The sequence below is a fragment of the Streptomyces sp. NPDC005408 genome (assembly GCF_040606445.1).
Classification (GTDB): domain Bacteria; phylum Actinomycetota; class Actinomycetes; order Streptomycetales; family Streptomycetaceae; genus Streptomyces.
Genome location: NZ_JBEXEX010000028.1, coordinates 21,788 through 42,266 on the forward strand (window position 1 = coordinate 21,788; position 20,479 = coordinate 42,266).

The 20,479-nt window shown below is 69.5% G+C and carries 17 protein-coding genes, 1 tRNA gene, 1 pseudogene and 1 riboswitch; of the genes and pseudogenes, 9 read left to right on the forward strand and 10 right to left on the reverse strand.

Going from position 1 to position 20,479, the window contains the following annotated elements:
- Positions 1-89: 89 nt before the first annotated feature.
- From lysA to ABZS64_RS24235, 3 genes are read right to left on the reverse strand one after another with little or no spacing between them, the layout of a single operon-like run.
- Positions 90-1,481: a diaminopimelate decarboxylase gene (gene lysA, locus ABZS64_RS24225; protein ID WP_355833295.1), complete on the reverse strand. Its 1,392-nt coding sequence runs from the start codon at positions 1,479-1,481 to the stop codon at positions 90-92.
- 7 nt (positions 1,482-1,488) lie between these two features.
- Entirely contained in the window at positions 1,489-2,493 is a 1,005-nt protein-coding gene (nrtL, locus tag ABZS64_RS24230) for an ArgS-related anticodon-binding protein NrtL (RefSeq protein WP_355833297.1), read from the reverse strand.
- Positions 2,494-2,548: 55 nt separating this feature from the next.
- The gene (locus ABZS64_RS24235; protein ID WP_355833300.1) at positions 2,549-3,031 is read right to left on the reverse strand and encodes a response regulator; all 483 of its coding nucleotides are present in this window, start codon (positions 3,029-3,031) and stop codon (positions 2,549-2,551) included.
- Between the two features lie 138 nt (positions 3,032-3,169).
- On the opposite strand from ABZS64_RS24235, the gene ABZS64_RS24240 reads away from it, so the two are divergent.
- Positions 3,170-3,241, forward strand: a tRNA-Arg gene (locus ABZS64_RS24240).
- Positions 3,242-3,577: 336 nt separating this feature from the next.
- On the opposite strand, the gene ABZS64_RS24245 is transcribed toward ABZS64_RS24240, so the two are convergent.
- Both ABZS64_RS24245 and ABZS64_RS24250 read right to left on the reverse strand, forming a co-directional pair.
- Positions 3,578-3,916, reverse strand: a complete 339-nt coding sequence (locus tag ABZS64_RS24245; protein ID WP_355833303.1) for a peptidase inhibitor family I36 protein — start codon at positions 3,914-3,916, stop codon at positions 3,578-3,580.
- A 323-nt stretch (positions 3,917-4,239) separates the two neighbouring features.
- Complete coding sequence (locus ABZS64_RS24250; RefSeq protein ID WP_355833306.1) at positions 4,240-4,680, reverse strand: VOC family protein; 441 nt, start codon at positions 4,678-4,680, stop codon at positions 4,240-4,242.
- Positions 4,681-4,809: 129 nt separating this feature from the next.
- Between ABZS64_RS24250 and ABZS64_RS24255 the strand changes: the two are divergent.
- A pseudogene (locus ABZS64_RS24255) lies at positions 4,810-4,941 on the forward strand (IS256 family transposase); the annotation flags it as partial.
- A 34-nt stretch (positions 4,942-4,975) separates the two neighbouring features.
- Here the strand turns inward: ABZS64_RS24255 and ABZS64_RS24260 are convergent.
- The 4 genes from ABZS64_RS24260 to ABZS64_RS24275 all read right to left on the reverse strand — a co-directional run bounded on the left by ABZS64_RS24260 (position 4,976) and on the right by ABZS64_RS24275 (position 9,552).
- A complete protein-coding gene (locus tag ABZS64_RS24260; RefSeq protein ID WP_355833309.1) occupies positions 4,976-5,542 on the reverse strand; it encodes a GNAT family N-acetyltransferase in 567 nt (188 codons plus the stop codon).
- 222 nt (positions 5,543-5,764) lie between these two features.
- Positions 5,765-6,109, reverse strand: a complete 345-nt coding sequence (locus ABZS64_RS24265; RefSeq protein ID WP_355833312.1) for a hypothetical protein — start codon at positions 6,107-6,109, stop codon at positions 5,765-5,767.
- Positions 6,110-6,325: 216 nt separating this feature from the next.
- Complete coding sequence (locus ABZS64_RS24270) at positions 6,326-6,787, reverse strand: hypothetical protein (RefSeq protein WP_355833314.1); 462 nt, start codon at positions 6,785-6,787, stop codon at positions 6,326-6,328.
- Positions 6,784-9,552 carry a phosphotransferase gene (locus ABZS64_RS24275; protein WP_355833317.1) on the reverse strand — a complete coding sequence of 923 codons (2,769 nt, stop codon included), beginning with the start codon at positions 9,550-9,552 and terminating at the stop codon, positions 6,784-6,786. The genes ABZS64_RS24270 and ABZS64_RS24275 overlap by 4 nt, the downstream gene beginning before the upstream one ends.
- Positions 9,553-9,925: 373 nt before the next feature.
- On the opposite strand from ABZS64_RS24275, the gene ABZS64_RS24280 reads away from it, so the two are divergent.
- The 6 genes from ABZS64_RS24280 to ABZS64_RS24305 all read left to right on the forward strand — a co-directional run bounded on the left by ABZS64_RS24280 (position 9,926) and on the right by ABZS64_RS24305 (position 15,251).
- Positions 9,926-10,189 carry a CopG family transcriptional regulator gene (locus ABZS64_RS24280; RefSeq protein WP_355833320.1) on the forward strand — a complete coding sequence of 88 codons (264 nt, stop codon included), beginning with the start codon at positions 9,926-9,928 and terminating at the stop codon, positions 10,187-10,189.
- The gene (locus ABZS64_RS24285; protein ID WP_355833322.1) at positions 10,186-10,599 is read left to right on the forward strand and encodes a PIN domain-containing protein; all 414 of its coding nucleotides are present in this window, start codon (positions 10,186-10,188) and stop codon (positions 10,597-10,599) included. The genes ABZS64_RS24280 and ABZS64_RS24285 overlap by 4 nt, the downstream gene beginning before the upstream one ends.
- A gap of 587 nt (positions 10,600-11,186) precedes the next feature.
- Positions 11,187-11,540, forward strand: coding sequence for a hypothetical protein (locus ABZS64_RS24290; protein WP_355833325.1), 354 nt, complete (start codon positions 11,187-11,189; stop codon positions 11,538-11,540).
- A gap of 355 nt (positions 11,541-11,895) precedes the next feature.
- Positions 11,896-12,990, forward strand: a complete 1,095-nt coding sequence (locus ABZS64_RS24295) for a molybdopterin-dependent oxidoreductase (RefSeq protein ID WP_355833328.1) — start codon at positions 11,896-11,898, stop codon at positions 12,988-12,990.
- Between the two features lie 28 nt (positions 12,991-13,018).
- Complete coding sequence (locus ABZS64_RS24300) at positions 13,019-14,374, forward strand: MBL fold metallo-hydrolase (RefSeq protein WP_355833331.1); 1,356 nt, start codon at positions 13,019-13,021, stop codon at positions 14,372-14,374.
- Between the two features lie 25 nt (positions 14,375-14,399).
- Complete coding sequence (locus ABZS64_RS24305; RefSeq protein ID WP_355833334.1) at positions 14,400-15,251, forward strand: sulfurtransferase; 852 nt, start codon at positions 14,400-14,402, stop codon at positions 15,249-15,251.
- 21 nt (positions 15,252-15,272) lie between these two features.
- On the opposite strand, the gene cobN is transcribed toward ABZS64_RS24305, so the two are convergent.
- Entirely contained in the window at positions 15,273-18,860 is a 3,588-nt protein-coding gene (gene cobN / locus ABZS64_RS24310) for a cobaltochelatase subunit CobN (protein WP_355833337.1), read from the reverse strand.
- Between the two features lie 53 nt (positions 18,861-18,913).
- A riboswitch (cobalamin riboswitch) is annotated at positions 18,914-19,006 on the reverse strand.
- A gap of 131 nt (positions 19,007-19,137) precedes the next feature.
- Here cobN and cobG point away from each other — a divergent pair.
- Complete coding sequence (cobG, locus tag ABZS64_RS24315) at positions 19,138-20,463, forward strand: precorrin-3B synthase (protein ID WP_355833340.1); 1,326 nt, start codon at positions 19,138-19,140, stop codon at positions 20,461-20,463.
- The last annotated feature ends 16 nt before the right edge of the window (positions 20,464-20,479 follow it).

Sequence of the window (20,479 nt, forward strand, 5' to 3'; positions counted from 1 at the left end):
GCTTCTCATTACTTCTACGGTGTGGACCAGTCTCACTCACCGGACGGAAGTTTCTATCCCCCGTCCGGCATGCGAGACATCTATCTCAACTATCCGACGTCAAGACGCAGGAGATCTTCCTCCGTCTCACGCCGGACGATCACCCGCGCCTCGCCGTCCTTGACGGCGACGACGGGCGGGCGCAGTGCGTGGTTGTAGTTGCTGGCCATGGAGCGGCAGTACGCACCGGTGGCGGGCACGGCGATCAGATCGCCCGGCGCCAGGTCGGCGGGCAGGAACGCGTCCTTGACCACGATGTCACCGCTCTCGCAGTGCTTGCCGACGACGCGGGCGAGCATCGGCGCGGCGGTGGACGTCCGCGACACCAGGGCGACGCTGTACTCGGCGTCGTAGAGCGCGGTGCGGATGTTGTCGGACATGCCGCCGTCGACACTGACGTAGGTACGCAGGCCCTCGAGCGGCTTGATGGTGCCGACCTCGTAGAGGGTGAAGGCGGTGGGCCCGACGATCGCGCGGCCGGGCTCGACGGAGATCCGGGGCGTACGCAGCCTGGCGGCCTCACACTCACGAGTGACGATCTCGTTGAGGGCCTTGGCGATGTCGTGCGGCTCGCGGGGGTCGTCGTCGGAGGTGTACGCGATACCGAGGCCGCCGCCGAGGTCGATCTCGGGCAGCTCGATGCCGTGCTCGTCGCGGATCTCGGCGAGAAGGCGGACGACGCGGTGGGCGGCCACCTCGAAGCCCGAGGTGTCGAAGATCTGCGAGCCGATGTGGGAGTGGATGCCGATGAGCTCGATGCCATCGAGCTTGAGGGCGCGCCGTACGGCTTCGGCTGCCTGCCCGCCCGCGAGCGGGATGCCGAACTTCTGGTCTTCGTGAGCGGTGGCGATGAATTCGTGGGTGTGCGCTTCGACCCCCACGGTCACCCGGATCTGTACGCGCTGGCGCGTGCCGAGGCGCTGGGCGGTGTGGGCTACGCGGACGAGCTCCTGGAAGGAGTCGACGACGATGCGCCCGACGCCGGCCTCGACGGCTCGCTCGATCTCTTCCTGGGACTTGTTGTTGCCGTGGAAGGCGATGCGGTCGGCGGGCATGCCGGCGTCGAGGGCGGTGGTGAGCTCGCCCCCGGAACACACATCCAGGTTGAGCCCCTCTTCCTTGAGCCACCGCACGACGGCCCGTGACAGGAAGGCCTTCCCCGCATAGAACACATCGGCATCCTTGCCGAAGGCGTCGGCCCAGGCGCGGCAGCGGGCGCGGAAGTCGGCCTCGTCGAGGAAGTAGGCGGGGGTGCCGAACTCCTCGGCGAGCCGGGTGACTTCGATCCCGCCGACGGTGACGACACCGTCATCGTTTCGGGTGACCGTACGGGCCCAGACCTTCTCGTCGAGGACGTTCAGATCGGTGGGCGGGGCCGTGTAGTGGCCTTCGGGCAGGACGTCTGCGTGGCGGGGCCCGGCGGGGTGTGCGGAACGGCTCATTCTTCTCTCACAGGTAGTCAGGGGCGCTGATGCCGAGCAGGGACAGGCCACCGGCAAGCACCACCCCGGCGGCTTCGGCGAGCGCGAGCCGGGAACGGTGGGCGGCCATGGGTTTCTCGTCGTCCATCTCGTCGTCGATCTTGTCGTCGATCTCGTCACCGTGGGGCAGCACGGTGTGCTGGAAGGCGAGGAGGGCGTCGGCGGTGCTCTCCAGATGCCGGGCGAGCCGATCGGGCGCGCGCAGGCGGGCGGCGGAGGCGAGGACGGCGGGGTAGTCGCCGATGGCGGTGGTGAGGGCGGGGGCGTCGACGTGCGACTGGGAGTCTCCGGCGAACCCGAGCTGCTCGGCATTCCGTGTGAGAGCCCGCGTACGGGAGTAGGCGTAGCGCACCCGGAAGAGGGGATTGGCCTCGTGCTGCGTGAGCAGCTCGTCCCCGGCGTGCGGGTGGTCGTGGGCGGCGGGCCGCAGGAGCGCCCAGCGGGCGGCGTCGGGGCCGAGCCGCTCGACGAGATCCTGCGCCTGCGCCGGGACGACGTGCAGGTCTTCGGGGGTGCCGCTCTGGACGTCGGCGCCTTGGGTGCGGAGGATCTTGCGGACGGTCTGCGCCCAGATGCGCGAGCGGAGCTCTTCGGCGGGTCGCAAGCGTACGGAGGTCCCGGCGAGGGAGTCCCCGTGCCCGTAGAGCCGACCCTGCTCCAGCACATGCCGTACGAGCTCCTGCTGTGCCCCCTCCCTCAAGGTGATGTTGAGGAACCCGGGCCCGGTGATCTCGACGCGGCGGATGCCCGGAGCGCCGTCAACCCTCGGCCGCAGGATCTCCGCAACCTCACGGGGCGGCAGCCCGGCAGGCCCGGCAAGGCGCAGGGCGACATTGGTGGCGTAGTCCCCACTGCCGCCGGGCCGGGGCCGCTCGACGCTGACGCTCTCGGGCACGGGCGCATGCAGCACGCCGTCCTCCACCGCGCGGCACACGGCGTGCAGCACGGTACGAGAGAGCTCGGCGGGGGTCACGGGACAAGCGTATGGGAGGGAGGGGGGCCCTTCGCGAACCGGTTTCGCGATGCGGTCAGCCCCGTGCGCTTTCCGCCCGCCCGGCACCATGCCTGCCGTCGACGGACGGCGGGCCCTCCTTGTGCATCAACTGCCGTACGAGCCGCACCAGCTCGGAGGGCTCGAAGGGCTTGGCAAGAAAGGCATCCACACCGGCGGCGAGGCCGCTCTCCACCTCGTACTGCGTGCACGCACTGATGATCGCGACGGGCAGATGACTGGTCCGCGGATCATCCCGCAGCAGCGCGGCGGTGCGCAGCCCGTCGAGGCGGGGCATGACGACATCAAGGGTGACGACATCGGGACAAACGCGATGCACGACCTCCAGGCACTCGGCACCATCGGCGGCGGTCACGACCTCGAAGCCCTCCAGCTCGAGGTTGACCCTGATCAACTGCCGGATGACCCGATTGTCGTCGACAACGAGCACACGGCCGGACGCGCCTGACACAACTTGAGAGTAGGTCGGGGGGCGGCGCCGCGTCCGGGTTTTGCCCACTTCCACCCCGTGCGGGCGACGTGACCGGGGTCGCGGGGCGGCCCCGGGGGCGGCTCGGGGAGGGTGGAAATACCTGTTCACGGGGACCGCGTGGGAGCTGGTAGGGTTCTACCCGTCGCCGCCGAAACGCGGTGGAACGCCCCCGTAGCTCAGGGGATAGAGCAACGGCCTCCGGAGCCGTGTGCGCAGGTTCGAATCCTGCCGGGGGCACTTCATCCGGAACAGCGTGATCATCCCGCTGACCTGCGGAAGTGCCAGACTTCGAGAGCCGGACCCAGTCCCACTGGGTCCGGCTCTTTGTCGTTGCCCGTCACTGATCGCGTGTGAGTGGCGTGTGGGCCGACAGCCTGCGCGCCGCTCGGAGTGGGTGCCACAGTTCGAACAAGATCCCCAATGTCCGGCACCCCCCGAGCCGAGATGACTTAGGGGTCGAAGTCGTGAGCCCGCTCAGGCCCCTGACGTGCCGGGTACACGGCCCCGGGCCGTTCTGCGAGGGCCGGGACCGTGTCCCGTTTCTGCGGGTCCTGAGCAATTTCTAGTCGGAGATCACGGCCCCAGGACCGCGATGGACTTAATCGTCGCCCCCGGCTTGGTTTGCCCCCAGTGCTTGGACTTGATGTCGACGTGCTTGCCGTAGCACGAGACGTCGCTGTACACCCGGATCGTCCTCTTAGTCTGGTTGGAAACGGTCTTGCCGCCCCAGGGGTAGCAGCCCGGCGAGGGGTTCAGGCCGCTGGTGCGCTTCGTGCCGTGGAAGTCATTCTGAGACCACGTGCACACCGAACCGGCCCGGCAGGCGGGCGCAGCGGCAGAGGCGGTTTCGGTGGCGAACGGCAGCGTCGCGATGAGCGCGGCGCCGCCGAGCGCGATTAGTTTCGTCCTCAAGGGTGGTGCTCCTGTTCCCCTATGGATCATGGTCGGGGACGACCGTTCCAGCGCTTGATCGACACGGTCAACAGCCTTTCGGCAACCTCCACCGCCCCCGCTCGCGTCCTCCTCCCGCTCACCATGCTCGGCCAGAGGCCCCCGGGCCGGCTGACTCTGACGCGGCTGAGCCGAGTTGAACTCCAGGGTGTGGGACCCGAGATCTCGATCTCGGGTCCCAAACGTGGGGCGCCACCGGTTGCGTACGCGACCGGCGGTCCGGCGCACCTCCCGGGCGCGGGTGCCCGGATGGCTCTTTGGGTGCTCGGTCCCTTCGGCAGCCTTCAGCTGAGCTGCTCGGCCAGTCCGACGATGATGCCCTCCGGGCCGCGGACGTAGCAGAGCCGATAGATGTCCTCGTACTGCGCCAGCTCGCCGACGAGTTCGGCGCCGTGGGTGCGCAGGCGGGCAACGACGTCCTCGATGTCGTCGACGGCGAACATGATGCGACGAATTCCCAGCGTGTTCGCCGGCGCGTCTTTCGGCTCGGCGCTGACCGCCTTCGGCTTGTGGAACATCGCCAGCTCGATTCGGCCGTGGCCGTCCGGGGTCCGCAGCATTGCGATGTCCTGTCGGACGCCGTCGAGCCCGATGACACGCTCCACCCAACGTCCCTCGATTGGCATCTTGCCCTCCAGCTCCATGCCAAGTTCGACGAAGAACGCAATAACAGCGTCAAGGTCGTCGACAACGATGAGGACGTTGTCCATCCGCTGGATCGTCATGCTGGTTCTCCTTGATGTGGTACGGCGACGGTGGCCGCATCCGCCCCTGAGACGGAGCCGCCAGGCCGTTCTCGACATCCTCTGCCACATCTCCTTCGAGAACCTCTTGACGCAGCAGTGCCCGCACGCTTCAAGCTCGTCGAGTTCGCCCAGGCCCGCCGGCGAGCAGTGAACGCACCCCACCTCGTCGCCCTCGTCCGCGCCGGCGCCCGCCTCGAACGCGGCCACCTCGTCGAACGCCCCGAGACCCTAGCGGCCTGACAGCTTCATCCTGTCCACAGAGGGCGAGTGGATCTCAGGAATCCGTGCGCCGTATGTGCAGATGGCCATCGAGAGGGAAGGAGGGTGGCGCTGCGGGCAGGACTCTGTCGAACTCGTAACCGCTCTTCTGCGCAACGCGGCACGATGCCAGATTGTCTTCCTGGTGAAGGAGTTCGAAACGTTCCAGCCCGTCCGCGCCGAAGGTGTCGAAGGCCCAGTCGGTGAGAACCTCAAGAGCGCGCGGGGCCACACTCCGCCCCCGCGCATGGGCTGCTGTCCAATATCCCACCTCAGCAGAGGGTTTGCCGGACACGACCTCCTTGAGGACCACGTTGCCCACCAACTGTCCGTGAACCACATCGGGTTGTGCCTCAAGGACGGCAAAGCCGAACCGGTCCCCTGCTGCCCAACCACGCTCCTGGGCCCGCACCCACCGTGCCCCGTCAGCATCGTTCTCCACGGGCGTGCTCGTCCAGTGGCGCAAAGCGGAGTCCTGGAGCGCCTCGACCAGTGCATCAACGTCCTCCGCGCACCAGGGCCGAAGAACGAGAGCGGGAGCGGACGGTGTCGGGCCCGCATGCAGTGTGACGGCGGAGTTCACGAGCTGATCATATGCGGCGGCGTTTCTCGGCCAGCGGGCCGAAACTCGCTTTAGCTGAGGACGGGTCTTCGCGTGTGTGCAGCCCTATGCCAGTCGAAGCGGCCGTATGTCGGAGTCTGTGGACTATGCGTGGGCAGGATCTTGGTGCCATTCGCCCAGGTCAGTCCCCCGAAATGACGAAGGCCCCCGCATGCGTCCAGTGGCCTTGTGGGGAGCCCTCCCTCAGGCGCCGATCGCACGGATCAGGGTCCCACTGTCATCGTAGAGCTCCAGGCCGTACTGCAATCCGAAGCGGCTCAGCAACGCTGCCAGCTCGTCGAGACGCTGTGGGTCGAGGACGCCATTCAGTAGCGTGTCCGAGCCCTTGATCGGTTCGATCTCCACCTGGCACCAACTGGTTTCGAGCTCGTATGCGTCCCACGAGGACGACCGGGACATCCAGCCGGCGCGCACGAAGCGCTCGGCCACAGACGCCGCCTCACGACAACCACGCAGGATGCCGCACACGTTGTTGTCGATCTCAGCCCACTGGGGGTCGAGCTGTTGGCCGTCATCGGATAAGTCCACGCCCGGATTATGAAGCACGGTTGTCAGGCAATTGATCGAGTAGTGCGGCTCCGTGGTGTGTCGGCCTCGGTCAATGTGATGCCGGGAAGCCCCTGTAGCCAAGCTCCTTGTCCGATTGGGCAGGGACTTGAGCAGCCCACCGGTTCTCACCGGCGGGCCGCTTTTCGCGGTGTTGCGATGAATTGCCGGCCGGAGCCCGGCAGACTCACCACAGAGTCAAACGTTCGTCTCGCCGCGCCGGACCGGCAGCACGCGCTCCTGCCCGCCGTTCCCGTCCCGCCAGCGCAGCCGGACAGTGAACCGGCGGGCGCCCCGGTGCGCGTCTGCCACAGGGAGCCATGGGATCGGGTAACGGCCTGCCACATCAAGCCGTTTCAGCGGGAACTCGTTGTCCAGACAGTCCGCCAGCGCCACCGTGCCGCCCTCTATGTCGTGGACCTCGAACTCCACGTCCTCCGCGGACGCGGGCCCGTGGTTCCAGATCACGAGGTGGTAGCCCGCCTGACGCAGCGTGCCGTCGGGGAGCTTGACCTTGGCGAAGTCGGAGGTGCGGTGAAAGTACACCGTCACCCGGGCCGCAAGGATCTCGTTCTTGCGGCTGCGGTGCTGTGTGTACGCGGTGACCGCCGAGAGCGCCAGGGCACACACGGCGATCACCGTTCCTATCCACTCGCTCACGCGTCCCCGCCCCCGGTCTCAGCGGCTTTCCAGCGGTGCCGGAGAGCCGAGGTGAGGATGGTGCTCAGGGTGATCGCAAACCAGCGCTGCGGGACCGACATCGTGGTGTAGCGCGCCATTGGGATCAGCGCGCCGGCCAGCGCCAGTTGGTACTCCTCCGTGCGGATCGGCCAGTGCCCCTGTCCGCAGCCTTCGGCGATCTCCCTGATCCGCCGGGTGACGGTGAGGGCGACCCGCTCCTCGTCGGTGAGTGCGTCCTCCTCGTCCGCGGCCAGTAGCAAACTCGCCTCCGGTCGGAAGCAGCCGTCGGCGACCCGGGTGGCGATGCGTGCGGCCGCCTCCTCGTCCCAGGTGAACACCTGGCACAGGATGCTCGCCTCGAGCCGGGCGAGGTCCTTGCACACATGGCCGTAGTGCGCGCTCTCGAAGTCGATGAGCACGGTCTTGGGCACATCGCCGCCGGAGGTGCACAGCACGTTGTCGAGGTGCAGGTCGCCGTGGGACAAGGCGAGGAGGGTGTCGAAGTCGCGCAGCCCGATCTGGAACGAGTCGATCACAGAGGTCAGTGCCCCGCTGCCGACCTCGGCCAGTTCCGCCGCGAACCACAGGGGGTTCACCCACTCGACACTGTCGCCCATGTGCGCCATGGCCTCCCGCAGGCCGGGCGCGTCCGCCGCCCAGTGGCCGACGGCCTTCTCGCTGATGGTAAGCCGTGCGCCGAGCTCGGACAGCACACGGTCGTTGGTGATCCGGGACAGTTCGACCGCGGCCCAGGTGTCGGGGAACTGCTTGTCCGAAGCAGGGGCGGGGCGGAACACCGAGTACTCGGACCGCAGATCGACCCGGTCGCGCCGGACGTGAGCGAGCCACGGCCGCATGGTGTTCAGCAGCAGCCTGTCGACGACAGCCGTGGCGTCGTGTGCGTCGGCCTTCTTGATCCAGGAACTCAGGGTGAGCGGTTGCTCGCCCTCTTCGAAGGCGTAGGCAGTCTCGATCGCGCGCAGCGGGTCGCCGTTCTCACCGAGGTACATCTCCATGGCGTGAGAGGCGCACTCGCTGGGACGGTTGCTCTGGTGGAGCCGTTTCGCGTACCGCTTGAAGTTGCCAACCTCGCGCACCACCTTGTCGCGGTGGTCGACCTTGAGCACGGAGAGCGGGCCATAGCGATTGGTGAGCAGGAACGTGGGCATCCGGCGTCCCTTGAACAAGTTGCCGTGCACGGTGATCACGTCGCCGGGTGACAGCCCCTGCGCCACGGCCGCTTGGAGCACAGGCGATGGGATACGCAGCCGGCCTGCGTCGTCGCTGGTGATGACGCTGCCGCGGGAGAGCCCAGCCTCCTCGTGGGACCATGGGTTGGTCGCCACACGGACTTTACCGGCAGCGCTCATCAACTCGTCGACGGCTTGCCTCCAGAAGCTCTTATCGAGCTCCCTGCGGTCGTCGTCCGAGGCGTCGAAGATGCACTCCACGAGCCACTGGGCGCGCATGGCGTCCCATCCGGAGACGGACGCGACGGCGAAGCAGGCGCCCTTTAGGCTCTCTCTGTCGCGCCACTGGCGGAGCAGGATCTCCGGCCATTCCTCGCGCTGCGCCCGGTGCAGACCGCGGTTGGTGGCCTGGTTGCTGTAGACCCGCTCGTCGTAGTAACTGTCCTGCGGTCGCGAGGGGTTGGGTCCGGACAGCATCAGATAGGTGCCGACCGACGCCAGCAGCCAGCTCCGCAGATAGGGGAACCGGCCGAGAACCACCGCGGGCAGGCTGTGCGCAATGCAGACTTGGGCTTCCGTGCAATCGAGCAGCAGGTCCCGCGCCGAGTCCTGGTAACGCTTCTCGCTGCTGAGGATGGCACCGATATAGCCCATGAGGTCGATAAGCACCTGGGGACCATTGGTGGGGATGCCGCCCGGCATCTTCCACACGCGGTAGTTGGTGGTGGCGGAGATCAGCCAGCGGACGCGGCGTTCGAGGCGCTCCTCCGGCGCCTTCCCGTCGAACGCGAAACGCCGCATCCGCTGAGCGAGCGACTCCAGGTCCTGGCGTTCCTGCGGCATCCCCTCCGGGAACAGCGTTGCGACCGTTTCGACATCCCTGCGGTACTCGCCACCGAGGTCGCGGTCGAAGGCGCCGAGCTGGCCGCTTATCCCGGAGAAATGGGCGAGCAGCGCCTCGCTCGGCTCATCGACCGGCGTCCGGCCGGGTGCCCAGCCGCGGGACAGCCTGGTGATCAACTCCTGGGCGGTGGCGGGCTCGTGGTCGGTGCCGGACTGCCGCGGAGCCTCCGCCGCCCGGCCGGTCCGCGGCGCATGCTCGGTGGCGGGGAGCTGGGCGGTATCCCCCTCACCGATGATCTCGATCAGCACGAGGATCGGCGCGCCTAAGGGCTCGGGCAGCGACGTCGTTGCGGATGCGCCGAGCGACTGGAGGTTACGGCGGCTGAAGAACGCGGCCCTGTCGACGTGCTGCGGGGGCGCACCCGCGTCCGGGTCGCCGATGAGGACCTGGTAGGCCACCTGGAAGGCGAGCGCGGCCTCTTTTGCCTTGCCCTGCTGCACGAGTTCCGTCGCCAGCCCGTTGAGGCCGACCCCCAGCCAGAACGGGATCTGGTCGGCCTCGGTGCCGCGCCGATGATGGTCGTACGCGCGGGCCAGATTCGCCGCCGCCTGAACGACACCCGCCGGAGACTGCCGCGGATCGGGGTACGTCAGCCCCTCCGGGTACGGAAATGCTGTCCGCGCCCATGCCACGTGTGGAGAAATATCCACGTCCCTACATCCCCCTTGTCAGATGTACCTGGACCTTCAGGGCGGGTCACGTTATCGACAGCCCTGTGGGCAGGGGGACAAATCACGTCACCCGGAAACGGCAACTTGAGCCACAGTGACCGCATACGTCGCGACGGGGCCGGGCCGCCGCCGTCCTCGGTGCGTTCTCAGCTGCAGATTCGAAGCTATTGCCGTCGCCCACCGTCCTTCGCGGGACGGTTCTCCACCGGCTCGTTCTCGTCTGCATCTCCGACGCATGCTCTTCTGGGGCACGTGGGTGCGCTACGGGCGCACCCTCCACCGATTGGGCTGCCGCGGCATTGCCTCTCGGCCGACGCTCCACGGCGGGGGCATTCAAGGTAGCATAGAGGGCATGAGCGAGCCTACCCAGAAGTACTCGATCACAATGCCTCGCGATATCGCGGAAGCCGCCCGCGCCCGCAGCGGCCCCTCCGGCCTGTCCGCGTATGTCGCGGCAGCTGTCGCTCGCCAGATCGAGCGCGACAACCTCAACGAACTCATCTCGGTTGCCGAGGCCGAGCACGGACCGGTCACCGATGAGGAGATCCAGGCCCTGCGTGACCAGCTCCAGCACGCTCGTCATCAGCAGCGGCCCGGCAAAGCGGACGCCGCGTGACACGCTCCTCCGCCGTACCCGGCGGCACCCTGGTCCTCGACAGCGACGGGCTGGCCAAGGCCGTGTCCCGCGAACGCGAAGTGACCAAGTGGCTCGCCCTGGCGCGAGCCGATGACATGCGGGTGATCACCAGCGCGGCCACACTGGTCGAATTCGTCCACCCCAGGATCAATCGCCCGGCCCTCGAATGGACCCTGTCCCGCATCGTCGTCGAACCGATCACAGAGTCCATTGCCCGCCACGCCGCCGCCCTCCTGGCCGACGCCGGTCTGCACGGGCACAAGTACGCCATCGACGCCATGCTCTACGCCACCGCCCTCGCTGCGCCGGGCCCCGTAACGGCGCTCACCTCCGCCCCGGAGGACCTCGCAGCCCTGTGCGGCGGACGCGTCACCGTCATCAAGATCTGAGACCGGCGCACGAAGGGCATGCCGCCGACCTAACGCTCAGCGGCGGACGCCCTGGTCGGTATCGCGCGCCAGCGATCACGATGTGATTGGACGGACTCTCGACGGAATGGGGGTAGTTGCGGCGCAGGCGCCCGTCGTCGGCGTAGCTGCGGGCCTACAGCGTGGACTGGTCGCGTCAGTTGAAGAACGTGCCCGCAGGGAGCGAGTTCCCGGGAGGAACCGACGTCGGCCTGTAGTGGTTCACGATCGCCGCGTCCCGATTGTGCTCACCCACGCGATGCGCCTCCGGGTGGGCGTACCGGCCAGGTGCCGCCGATGCCCGCAGGTCCGGCAGCTCAAGCGTTGGGGCGCTTCCCGTGGTTGGCCTTCTTCTTCTTACGGGCGCGTCGCTTGTTGCCTCGCTTGGCCATCGTACGTATCTCCCTAAGTCAGGATTTTCCATGCCTTCGCCAGTCTAGATTCGGCCGACGGGGTCCGCATCAGCGGTGTGAGACCCACCGCGCCTTCTCGGCGTGCTGTCATCGGCCATGCGACGCACTCTGGACACATGGTCCTGGACACATGGCCGCGCATCCGGAGGTGAGTTCATGAAGCTCCGCAAGGTGCCACCCGGGTGGGGGGAACCCCTCCAGCCGCCACCCGGCTACTTCGGGGCCGAGGGCAGCGTGCCCGATGAGGCGCAGCGGCGTCTCGTCCTCGACTGGGCCGTGAATCAGCGGATCGCGAGCGGATGGCGTGTGGAATCCCGCTCGGACACCCAGGCAGTCCTGGTTCGCGGTGAGCCCGTGAACCATGTGCTGCACGCCATCCTCAGCCTCGTCACGTGCTTTCTGTGGGCCGTCGTCTGGATCGTTCTCGTCGCGACGAACAGAGTCGAGCGGGTCGCGCTCACGGTGGATGCGCAAGGGAACGTCATCGCCGTGCATGCTCCGGTCTCCTAGGCCGACACGTCCGAGGCCAGGCAGCAGACAAGGGCGGCAGACAAGACAGTCCCCGGCGATCCACGTCGATGAGGAGAGTCTCAGTCGTCGCTGACGGCTCCGTCACCGACAGAATCTGCCGGGGGCCTGGCCAGAGCCGGGACAAGGGTCACTCGGGCCTTTGGACGTCTCCATAGGCGGTGCGGCTCTCTCCGGTTGTCCGGTGTATTCACGAGTTTCCTCCCTATTTGACACGAGTCAATACTTTTGGACCGTTTCCGGGGAGTGGGATTCGGGCAGGCCGGGCCCGCCCCCGGACGTACGCTGGAAGCAACCCTCGTCGCGCTCGCCGTGAGCCCGACGGAAGGTACTGGCGATGACCGCATCGGCAATTCCGCGAGGGTCAGGTGCCACGGCCTGGGCGCCCGAGACGGTTGTGGCTGATCCGTACAACGCCCAGACTCCGTCGGCCGCGCTGGCCGAGTCGGTCACACCCGTGGGGGCTTTCTTCGTACGGGACCACTTCGGGGTGCCGCAGACGACCCCCCGGCGGTGGCGGCTGCGGATCGGCGGTGCCGTCGCCGCGCCGTACGGCATCGGCTATGACGAACTGCTCGCGATGCCGCGCCGGGAACTCGACGTCGTGCTGGAATGCGCGGGCAATGGGCGCAGCCTGATGACACCCCGGCCGCCGGGTCTTCCGTGGGAGCAACGGGCCGTGGGGTGCGCGCATTTCGCGGGCGTGCCGTTCCGTTTGCTGGCCGGCCGGGCGCGGGTCGAGCCGGAGGCCGTGGAGTTCGTCTTCGCCGGGGCCGACTCAGGGACCGTGCACGGCCGGCCGGCGGCCTTCGAGCGCAGCCTCCCGCTCGCCGTGGCCCTGCACCCGGACACGCTCGTCGCCACGCACATGAACGGCGAGCCGCTGGCACCGGAGCACGGGGCGCCGGTCCGCCTTGTCGTCCCCGGGCGGTACGCGGTCGCCGATGTGAAGTGGCTCGTCGGGGCGCTGGCCGTCACCCAGCCGTTCACCGGCTTCTTTCAGGCCGAGGAGTACGTATACGTGGCGTCGCGAGGCACCCCCGACGGGCCCGTGACGACCGTCCGGGTCAAGTCGCTCATCACCGCACCCGAGCCGGACTCGGCTGTACGCCGCGGTCGCGAGACCCCCGTACGCGGCCGGGCCTGGTCGGGCTCCGGGGTGCCGGTGCGCCGGGTCGAGGTGCGGGCCGAGTACGGGGAGGAAGAGGGGGGCGGGGATGCGGGCTGGCATGACGCCGTGCTCGGAGCAGCGACAGGGCCGTACGCCTGGAACAGCTGGTCGTACCGATGGACGCCCGAGCGGCCCGGGCGCTACCGGCTGCTCGCCCGCGCGACCGACGAGCACGGCCACATCCAGCCGCCACGGGCGCCCTGGAACGCCCACGGCTACGGCTGCAACCCCGTCGCATCCGTCGAGCTGGTCGTCGTATAAGCCCGGCCCAGGGAGCAGAGGTGACGGAATGAGCGTGATCGAGATCATGACCACCCCATCGCTCGGTGACACCAGCTATCTCCTCGTCAGCGGCGACGAGGCCGCGCTGGTCGACCCGCAGCGGGACAGCTGGGGGCTGATGGAGTCCTGTGCGTCCAGGGGGGTGCGGATCCGCTACGTCCTGGAGACGCATATACACAACGACTACGTCTCCGGTGCGCTGGAGGTCCGCGCGGCAACCGGCGCCACCGTGGCCGGTCCGGCTCGTGCGCCGTACGCCTTCGATCATCTGGCGCTGGCGGAGGACGACGAGATCGTCGTCGGTGACGTGACCGTGCGGGCGATGGAGACGCCCGGGCACACGGTGGAGCACACCTCGTACCTCGTTTTCGACGACACACAGCTTGCGGCCACGGCCGTCTTCACCGGAGGCAGTCTGCTCGTCGGCGCGGCGGGCCGTACCGACCTGTCCGGTGAGGACCGTACGGAGGAGCTTGCCAGGGCGCAGTTCCGTTCGCTGAGGCGGCTTTCGCTGCTGCCGGACGCCACCCGGGTGCTGCCGACGCACGGGGCGGGCAGCTCCTGCGCGGCCGGACCGGTCTCCGGGGACAGGACCACCACGATGGGCGCCGAACGGCGTACCAACCCCACGCTGACGGTCCAGGACGAGGAGAAGTTCGTCAGCCGGCGGCTTTCGGGCCTGCCGCCGTACCCCGCGTACTACCGCTACATGGCACCGATCAACCGGTCAGGACCGAAGGTTCTCGGTGGCCGGCCCGAGCTGCGGCCGCTCACGCCGAGCGTGGTGGAGGGGCTTGTCGGGGGCGGTGCGCAGCTCGTCGACGGCCACGACCGGCGAACCTTCGCCGCGGCCCATCTGCCCGGGTCGCTCTGCGACGAGCTGGACGACCGGTTCGCGAGCCTGGTCGGCGAGGTCGTGCCGTTCGGCGCGCGGCTGGTGCTGGTGCTGCCGGAGCCGGAGGAGGAAGCGGCCGACGAGGCGATGATGCAGCTGCTGCGGATCGGATACGAGAACGTCGCGGGATATCTGGCCGGTGGCGTCGACGCCTGGCAGGCGGCCGGTCGGCCGCTGCGTTCCTTCCGTACCGCGGACGCGGCCGAACTGGTCGGGCACATCACCGAACGGCGGGTGCTCGATGTAAGGCCGGAGCACCCCGAGGGCGGCGGAATCCCGGGCACGATCGCCGTGCCGCTCGCCGAACTGCCCAGGCGGCTCGGCGAGATGCCCAGGGACCGCGAGATCTGGACGGTCTGCGGGAGCGGCCGCCGTGCGGTCATCGCGGCGAGTCTGCTGGACCGGCTCGGCATCCCCGTGACGGCAGTGGTCAGCGGTGGTGTGGATGACCTCGGAACTCACCTGTGAGACCCCTGCGAGAGAGGAGACGAACATGGCAACCAACGGCTACGCACATCCCGACACGCTCGTGGACACCGAGTGGCTGGCCGCACACCTCGACGACGGAACGGTGCGCGTCATCGACGTGGACGAGGACACCAGCGCATACGAGAAGGGCCACATTCCGGGCGCCGTCGGCTGGAACTGGGCCAAGGACCTGCACACCGCCGTGGGCCGGGACTACCTGGACCAGGAAGCGCTCGGGCAGCTCCTGGCCACGGCCGGCGTGGAGTACGACACCACCGTGGTGCTGTACGGGGGCAACAACAACTGGTTCGCGGCGTACGCCTACTGGATCCTGCGGCTGCGCGGCTTCAACAAGGTGAAACTGCTCGACGGCGGGCGCAAGAAGTGGGAGCTGGAAGGACGCGAGACGACGCAGGAGGTCATGGACCGCCAGCGCACCGGCTTCACGGTGACCGGCCAGGAGAACCCGCAGTTCCGCGCACTGCGCGGCGAAGTGCTGGAAAGCCTGGGGTCCTCCGCCCGCACGGTCGACGTACGGTCCCCGGAGGAGTACCGGGGCGAGAAGCTGGCGCCCCCGCACCTGCCGCAGGAGCAGGCGCAGGTCCCCGGCCACATCCCCGGCGCCGCCAACGTCCCCTGGGCGCAGGCGGCCAACGACGACGGGACCTTCAAATCGGCCGACGAACTGAAGGAGCTCTACGCGCGGAATGGCATCACGCCGGACCGCGAGATCATCGCCTACTGCCGTATCGGAGAGCGCTCCTCGCACACCTGGTTCGCGCTCCACGAACTGCTCGGCTACCCGGACGTCAAGAACTACGACGGCTCCTGGACCGAGTACGGCTCGCTGGTCCGCGCCCCTGTCGAGATGGGGTGAGGCGCTCGCGCCACGACCCGCTCAGTCCTCACCCTCCAAGTCGCCCTCCGTCTCCAGGAACACCTGGCGCAGGGCGGCGAGCACCGACGGGTCGGGCTTGGCCCACATGCCGCGCGACTCGGCCTCCAGGAGGCGTTCCGCAATGCCGTGCAGGGCCCAGGGGTTGGCCTGCTGGAGGAATTCGCGGTTCGTCGGGTCCAGGACGTACGTCTCGGTGAGCTTGTCGTACATCCAGTCGGCGACCACGCCCGTGGTGGCGTCGTAGCCGAACAAGTAGTCCACCGTCGCCGCGAGTTCGAAGGCACCCTTGTAGCCGTGGCGGCGCATCGCCTCGATCCACTTGGGGTTGACCACACGGGCGCGGAAGACGCGGGAGGTCTCCTCGACCAGGGTGCGGGTGCGGACCGTTTCGGGGCGGGTGGAGTCGCCGATGTACGCCTCGGGGGCCGTGCCGCGCAGAGCTCGCACGGTGGCGACCATGCCGCCGTGGTACTGGAAGTAGTCGTCGGAGTCCGCGATGTCGTGCTCGCGGGTGTCCGTGTTCTTCGCCGCGACCGTGATGCGCTTGTACGCCGTTTCCATCTCGGCGCGTGCGGGGCGGCCGTCGAGTTCGCGGCCGTAGGCGTAGCCGCCCCAGACCGTGTAGACCTCCGCGAGGTCGGCGTCGGTGCGCCAGTCCCGGGAGTCGATCAGCTGGAGCAGGCCGGCGCCGTATGTGCCCGGGCGGGAGCCGAAGATACGGGTCGTGGCGCGGCGTTCGTCGCCGTGGGCCGCCAGGTCCGCCTGGGTGTGGGCCCGGACGAAGTTCATATCGTCGGGCTCGTCGAGGGATGCCGCAAGCCGGATCGCGTCGTCCAGCAGGCCGATCGTGTGCGGGAAGGCGTCCCGGAAGAAGCCGGAAATGCGCAGAGTGACGTCGACGCGGGGGCGGCCGAGCTCCGCGAGCGGGATGGGGTCAAGGCCCGTGACGCGGCGGGACGCGTCGTCCCAGACCGGGCGGATGCCGAGCAGGGCGAGGGCCTCGGCGACATCGTCGCCGCTCGTGCGCATCGCACTCGTACCCCACAGGGAGAGGCCGACCGAGGGCGGCCATTCGGCGTTGTCGGTGCGGTAGCGCTCCAGCAGGGAGTCGGCCAGCGCCTGGCCCGTCTCCCAGGCGAGGCGGGACGGGACCGCCTTGGGGTCGACCGAGTAGAAGTTGCGGCCCGTCGGGAGGACGTTGACCAGGCCGCGGAGCGGGGAGCCGGACGGGCCCGCCGGGACGAAGCCGCCGTTCAACGCGTGGACGGCATGGTCGAGTTCGGCGGTGGTGGCAGCGAGGCGCGGGACTACCTCGCGGGATGCGAAGTCCAGGATGGCGGCGACCTCGGGGCCGTGCTCGGCGGGGACCGCCCCCGGGTTCCAGGACGCCTCCTCCATCGCCTCGACCAGGGCGCGGGCCTTCTCCTCCGCCGCGTCCGCCGTCGTCCGTGTCGCCGCCGACTCGTCCAGGCCGAGCGCCTCCCGCAGGCCGGGCAGCGATGACGTACCGCCCCAGATCTGGCGTGCCCGCAGGATCGCGAGGACCAGGTTGACGCGGTCGGCACCGGCGGGCGGGGAACCGAGGACATGGAGTCCGTCGCGGATCTGCGCGTCCTTGACCTCGCAGAGCCAGCCGTCGACATGGAGCAGGAAGTCGTCGAATCCGTCGTCGTCCGGGCGGTCTTCGAGGCCCAGGTCGTGGTCGAGCTTGGCGGCCTGGATGAGGGTCCAGATCTGGGCCCGGATGGCGGGGAGTTTGGCCGGGTCCATGGAGGAGATCGCGGCGTACTCGTCGAGGAGCTGTTCCAGGCGCGCGATGTCGCCGTACGAGTCGGCGCGTGCCATCGGCGGGACCAGGTGGTCGACGAGCGTGGCGTGGACGCGGCGCTTGGCCTGGGTGCCCTCGCCCGGGTCGTTGACCAGGAACGGGTAGATCAGCGGCAGGTCGCCCAGCGCTGCGTCGGGGCCGCAGGCGGCGGACAGGCCCGCGTTCTTGCCGGGCAGCCACTCCAGGTTGCCGTGCTTGCCGAGGTGGATCATCGCGTCGGCGCCGAAGCCGCCGTCGTCCGCGGAGGCGGCGATCCAGCGGTACGCCGCCAAGTAGTGGTGCGAGGGCGGCAGATCCGGGTCGTGATAGATCGCGATCGGGTTCTCGCCGAAGCCCCGCGGCGGCTGGATGAGGATGAGCAGGTTCTGGTGGCGCAGGGCCGCGAGGACGATGTCGCCCTCCGGATTGCGGCTGCGGTCCAGGAACATCTCCCCGGGCGGCGGGCCCCAGTGCTCCTCGACCGCCGAGCGCAGTTCCTCGGGCAGCGTCGCGTACCAGCGCTTGTAGTCCGCCGCAGGGATACGGACCGGGTTGCGAGCCAGCTGCTCCTCGGTCAGCCAGTCCTGGTCGTGGCCGCCCGCCTCGATGAGGGCGTAGATCAGTTCGTCACCGTCGCCGGACTCCAGACCGGGCACCGGCTCCGTACCGAAGTCGTAGCCCTCCGCCCGGAGCCGGCGCAGGAGGGCGACCGCTGACGCGGGGGTGTCCAGGCCGACCGCATTGCCGATGCGCGAGTGCTTCGTGGGGTACGCGGAGAGCACGAGCGCGATGCGCTTGTCGGCGGCCGGGATGTGCTTGAGGCGCGCATGGCGTACGGCGATTCCGGCGACCCGTGCGGCCCGCTCGGGGTCGGCGACGTACGCCGGAAGGCCGTCCTTATCGATCTCCTTGAAGGAGAACGGCACCGTGATCAGGCGGCCGTCGAACTCCGGAACGGCGATCTGGCTGGCCGCGTCCAGCGGCGAGACACCCTCGTCGCTCTCCTCCCAGGCGCTGCGCGAACCTGTCAGGCAGAGGGCCTGGAGGATCGGCACGTCCAGACCGGTCAGGGCGCCCGCGTCCCACGACTCGTCGTCACCGCCGGCAGAGGCCTCGGCGGGCCGGGTGCCGCCCGCCGCGAGGACGGTGGTGACGATGGCGTCGGCGGCACCGAGCGCCTCGATCAGCTCAGGTTCGGGGGCGCGCAGAGAGGCGACATACAGCGGCAGGGGGCGGCCTCCCGCGTCCTCGATCGCACCGCACAGGGCGTCGATGAAGGCGGTGTTGCCGCTCATGTGGTGGGCGCGGTAGTAGAGCACGGCCACGCTCGGACCGCTGACCTCCCGCGCGGTGCGCTCCAGCGGGCCCCACGCCGGCGCGGGGGCGGGCGGCTCGAAGCCGTGGCCGGTGAGCAGCACCGTGTCGGACAGGAAGCGGGCCAGCTGCTCCAGGTTGGCGGGGCCGCCGTGGGCGAGGTAGGCGTGCGCCTCGGCGGCGATGCCGACCGGGACGGTGGAGGCCTCCATCAGCTGGGCGTCGGGGGCCTGTTCACCGGTGAGGACGACGACCGGCAGTCCCGCCTCGTGCAGCAGGTCGAGTCCGTCCTGCCACGCGCGTACGCCGCCGAGGAGACGCACGACGACCAGGTCGGCGCCGTCCAGCAGGGCGGGCAGCTCGGTGAGCTCGAGCCGTGCGGGGTTGGCGAACCGGTACGTGACCGGCCCCCCGGCCGCGCGGGCGCTGAGCAGGTCGGTGTCGGAGGTCGACAGCAGCAGAAGCATGCGTGCGCAGGCCTTCCTCGGGGTGTCCGCGCCCCGGGCGGTGTGGACGGCAGGAGTTCCTGGCTCACCCGGTGTTGACCGGGCTCACAGTGGCGGGACCGCGCCGGATTCGCACCGGGCTTCCTCCATGTCGCCGTCGCAGGCGATGACGGGCCGGCCGGCCCGTCGCCTGAGCATAGTAAGGCTCGCCGGGTCGGCTTGGGGCGTGCGGCCGGTGTGATGGTCGGCGCAGGTGGAGGGCGGTACGGCCGCTGCCGTGGTGGGTATGCTCGCCGCCATGCCGACCGCCCCAGGCCCCCGCGACGCCGGGGCGATACCCGCGACCCGGGACCGTGGTGACTCCTGCCCCGGCACGCTCCGCCTCCACGCGGCGGACGACGGCGCGCTCGCCCGGGTCCGGATTCCGGCGGGCGTACTGACCGCGGGCCAGGCGCTGGCTCTGTGGGATGCGGCACAGCGGCTCGGCGACGGCTCGCTGCATCTCACATCGCGCGGCAATGTGCAGCTGCGCGGACTGGGCGAGGGCTGCGACCGGGAACTGGCCGATGTACTCGGCGCTGCGGGGCTGCTGCCCTCGCCCCGGCACGAGCGGGTCCGCAACATCGTCGCATCCCCGCTGTCCGGGCTCGACGGGCGTGGCGAGGCCGATGTGCAGCCCTGGGCACGGGAGTTGGACCGGCTGCTGTGCGCGAGCGACGCGGCCACCGGCCTGTCGGGGCGTTTTCTGTTCGCGTTCGACGACGGGCGCGGGGACATGGTCGCGCTGGGCGCGGATGTGACCGTGCGGGCGACCGGTCGCGTGGGCGCGGTGCTGCGCCTGGGTCCGGGCGGCACGGCGTTGTCGGTACGTGGTGAAGACGCGCCGCGTGCGGCCCTGCTCGCCGCCGAGGCTTTTCTGGATGCGGCGCGGGACATCGAAGCCCGCTGCTGGCGCATGAGTGAACTGCCAGGCGGTTCCCGCGAGTTGACGGTAGAGGTCGCCTCACGTCTGAGGGCGGACGGGATCCACAGCGAGCTGGTACCGGCGCCTGCTTGGACGGTCGGCGACCCGCCCCTGCCGGGCGTCGTCGCCGGTCCGGAGGGGCCCGCAGCCCTGTCCGTCCTCGCGCCGCTCGGCGTGCTCACCGCCGCCCAGTGGCGCCAACTCGTCGCCGTGGCCGAGCAGAACGGCAACGGCGAACTGCGGCTCACCCCCTGGCGGGGCGTGATCCTCCCCGGGGTCGGCGCACCGGGCACCGCCCTCGCCTCGGCCGGGATCGTCACCTCCCCCGTCTCCCCGTGGCTCGGCGTCGGCGCGTGCATCGGACGGCCCGGCTGCGCCAAGTCCCTCGCCGACGTGAGGGCGGACGCCGCGGCAGCCCTCGGCCCGGGTCCCTCGGGCCTGCCTGTGTACTGGTCCGGCTGCGAACGCCGTTGCGGCCATCCGCACGGCGACTGGGTGGATGTCGTCGCGACCGCCGACGGCTACGACATCTCCGTACGCGGAGAGATGCACCGGGAGATGCACGGGGAAATACGCGGGGAGATGCCGCGCACCGGCATGCCCCCTTCCGAACTCGCCGCCCTTGTGGCGGCTGCGCGCACGACAGCCGTGACGCGTTGACGAAATGAGCGAGAGC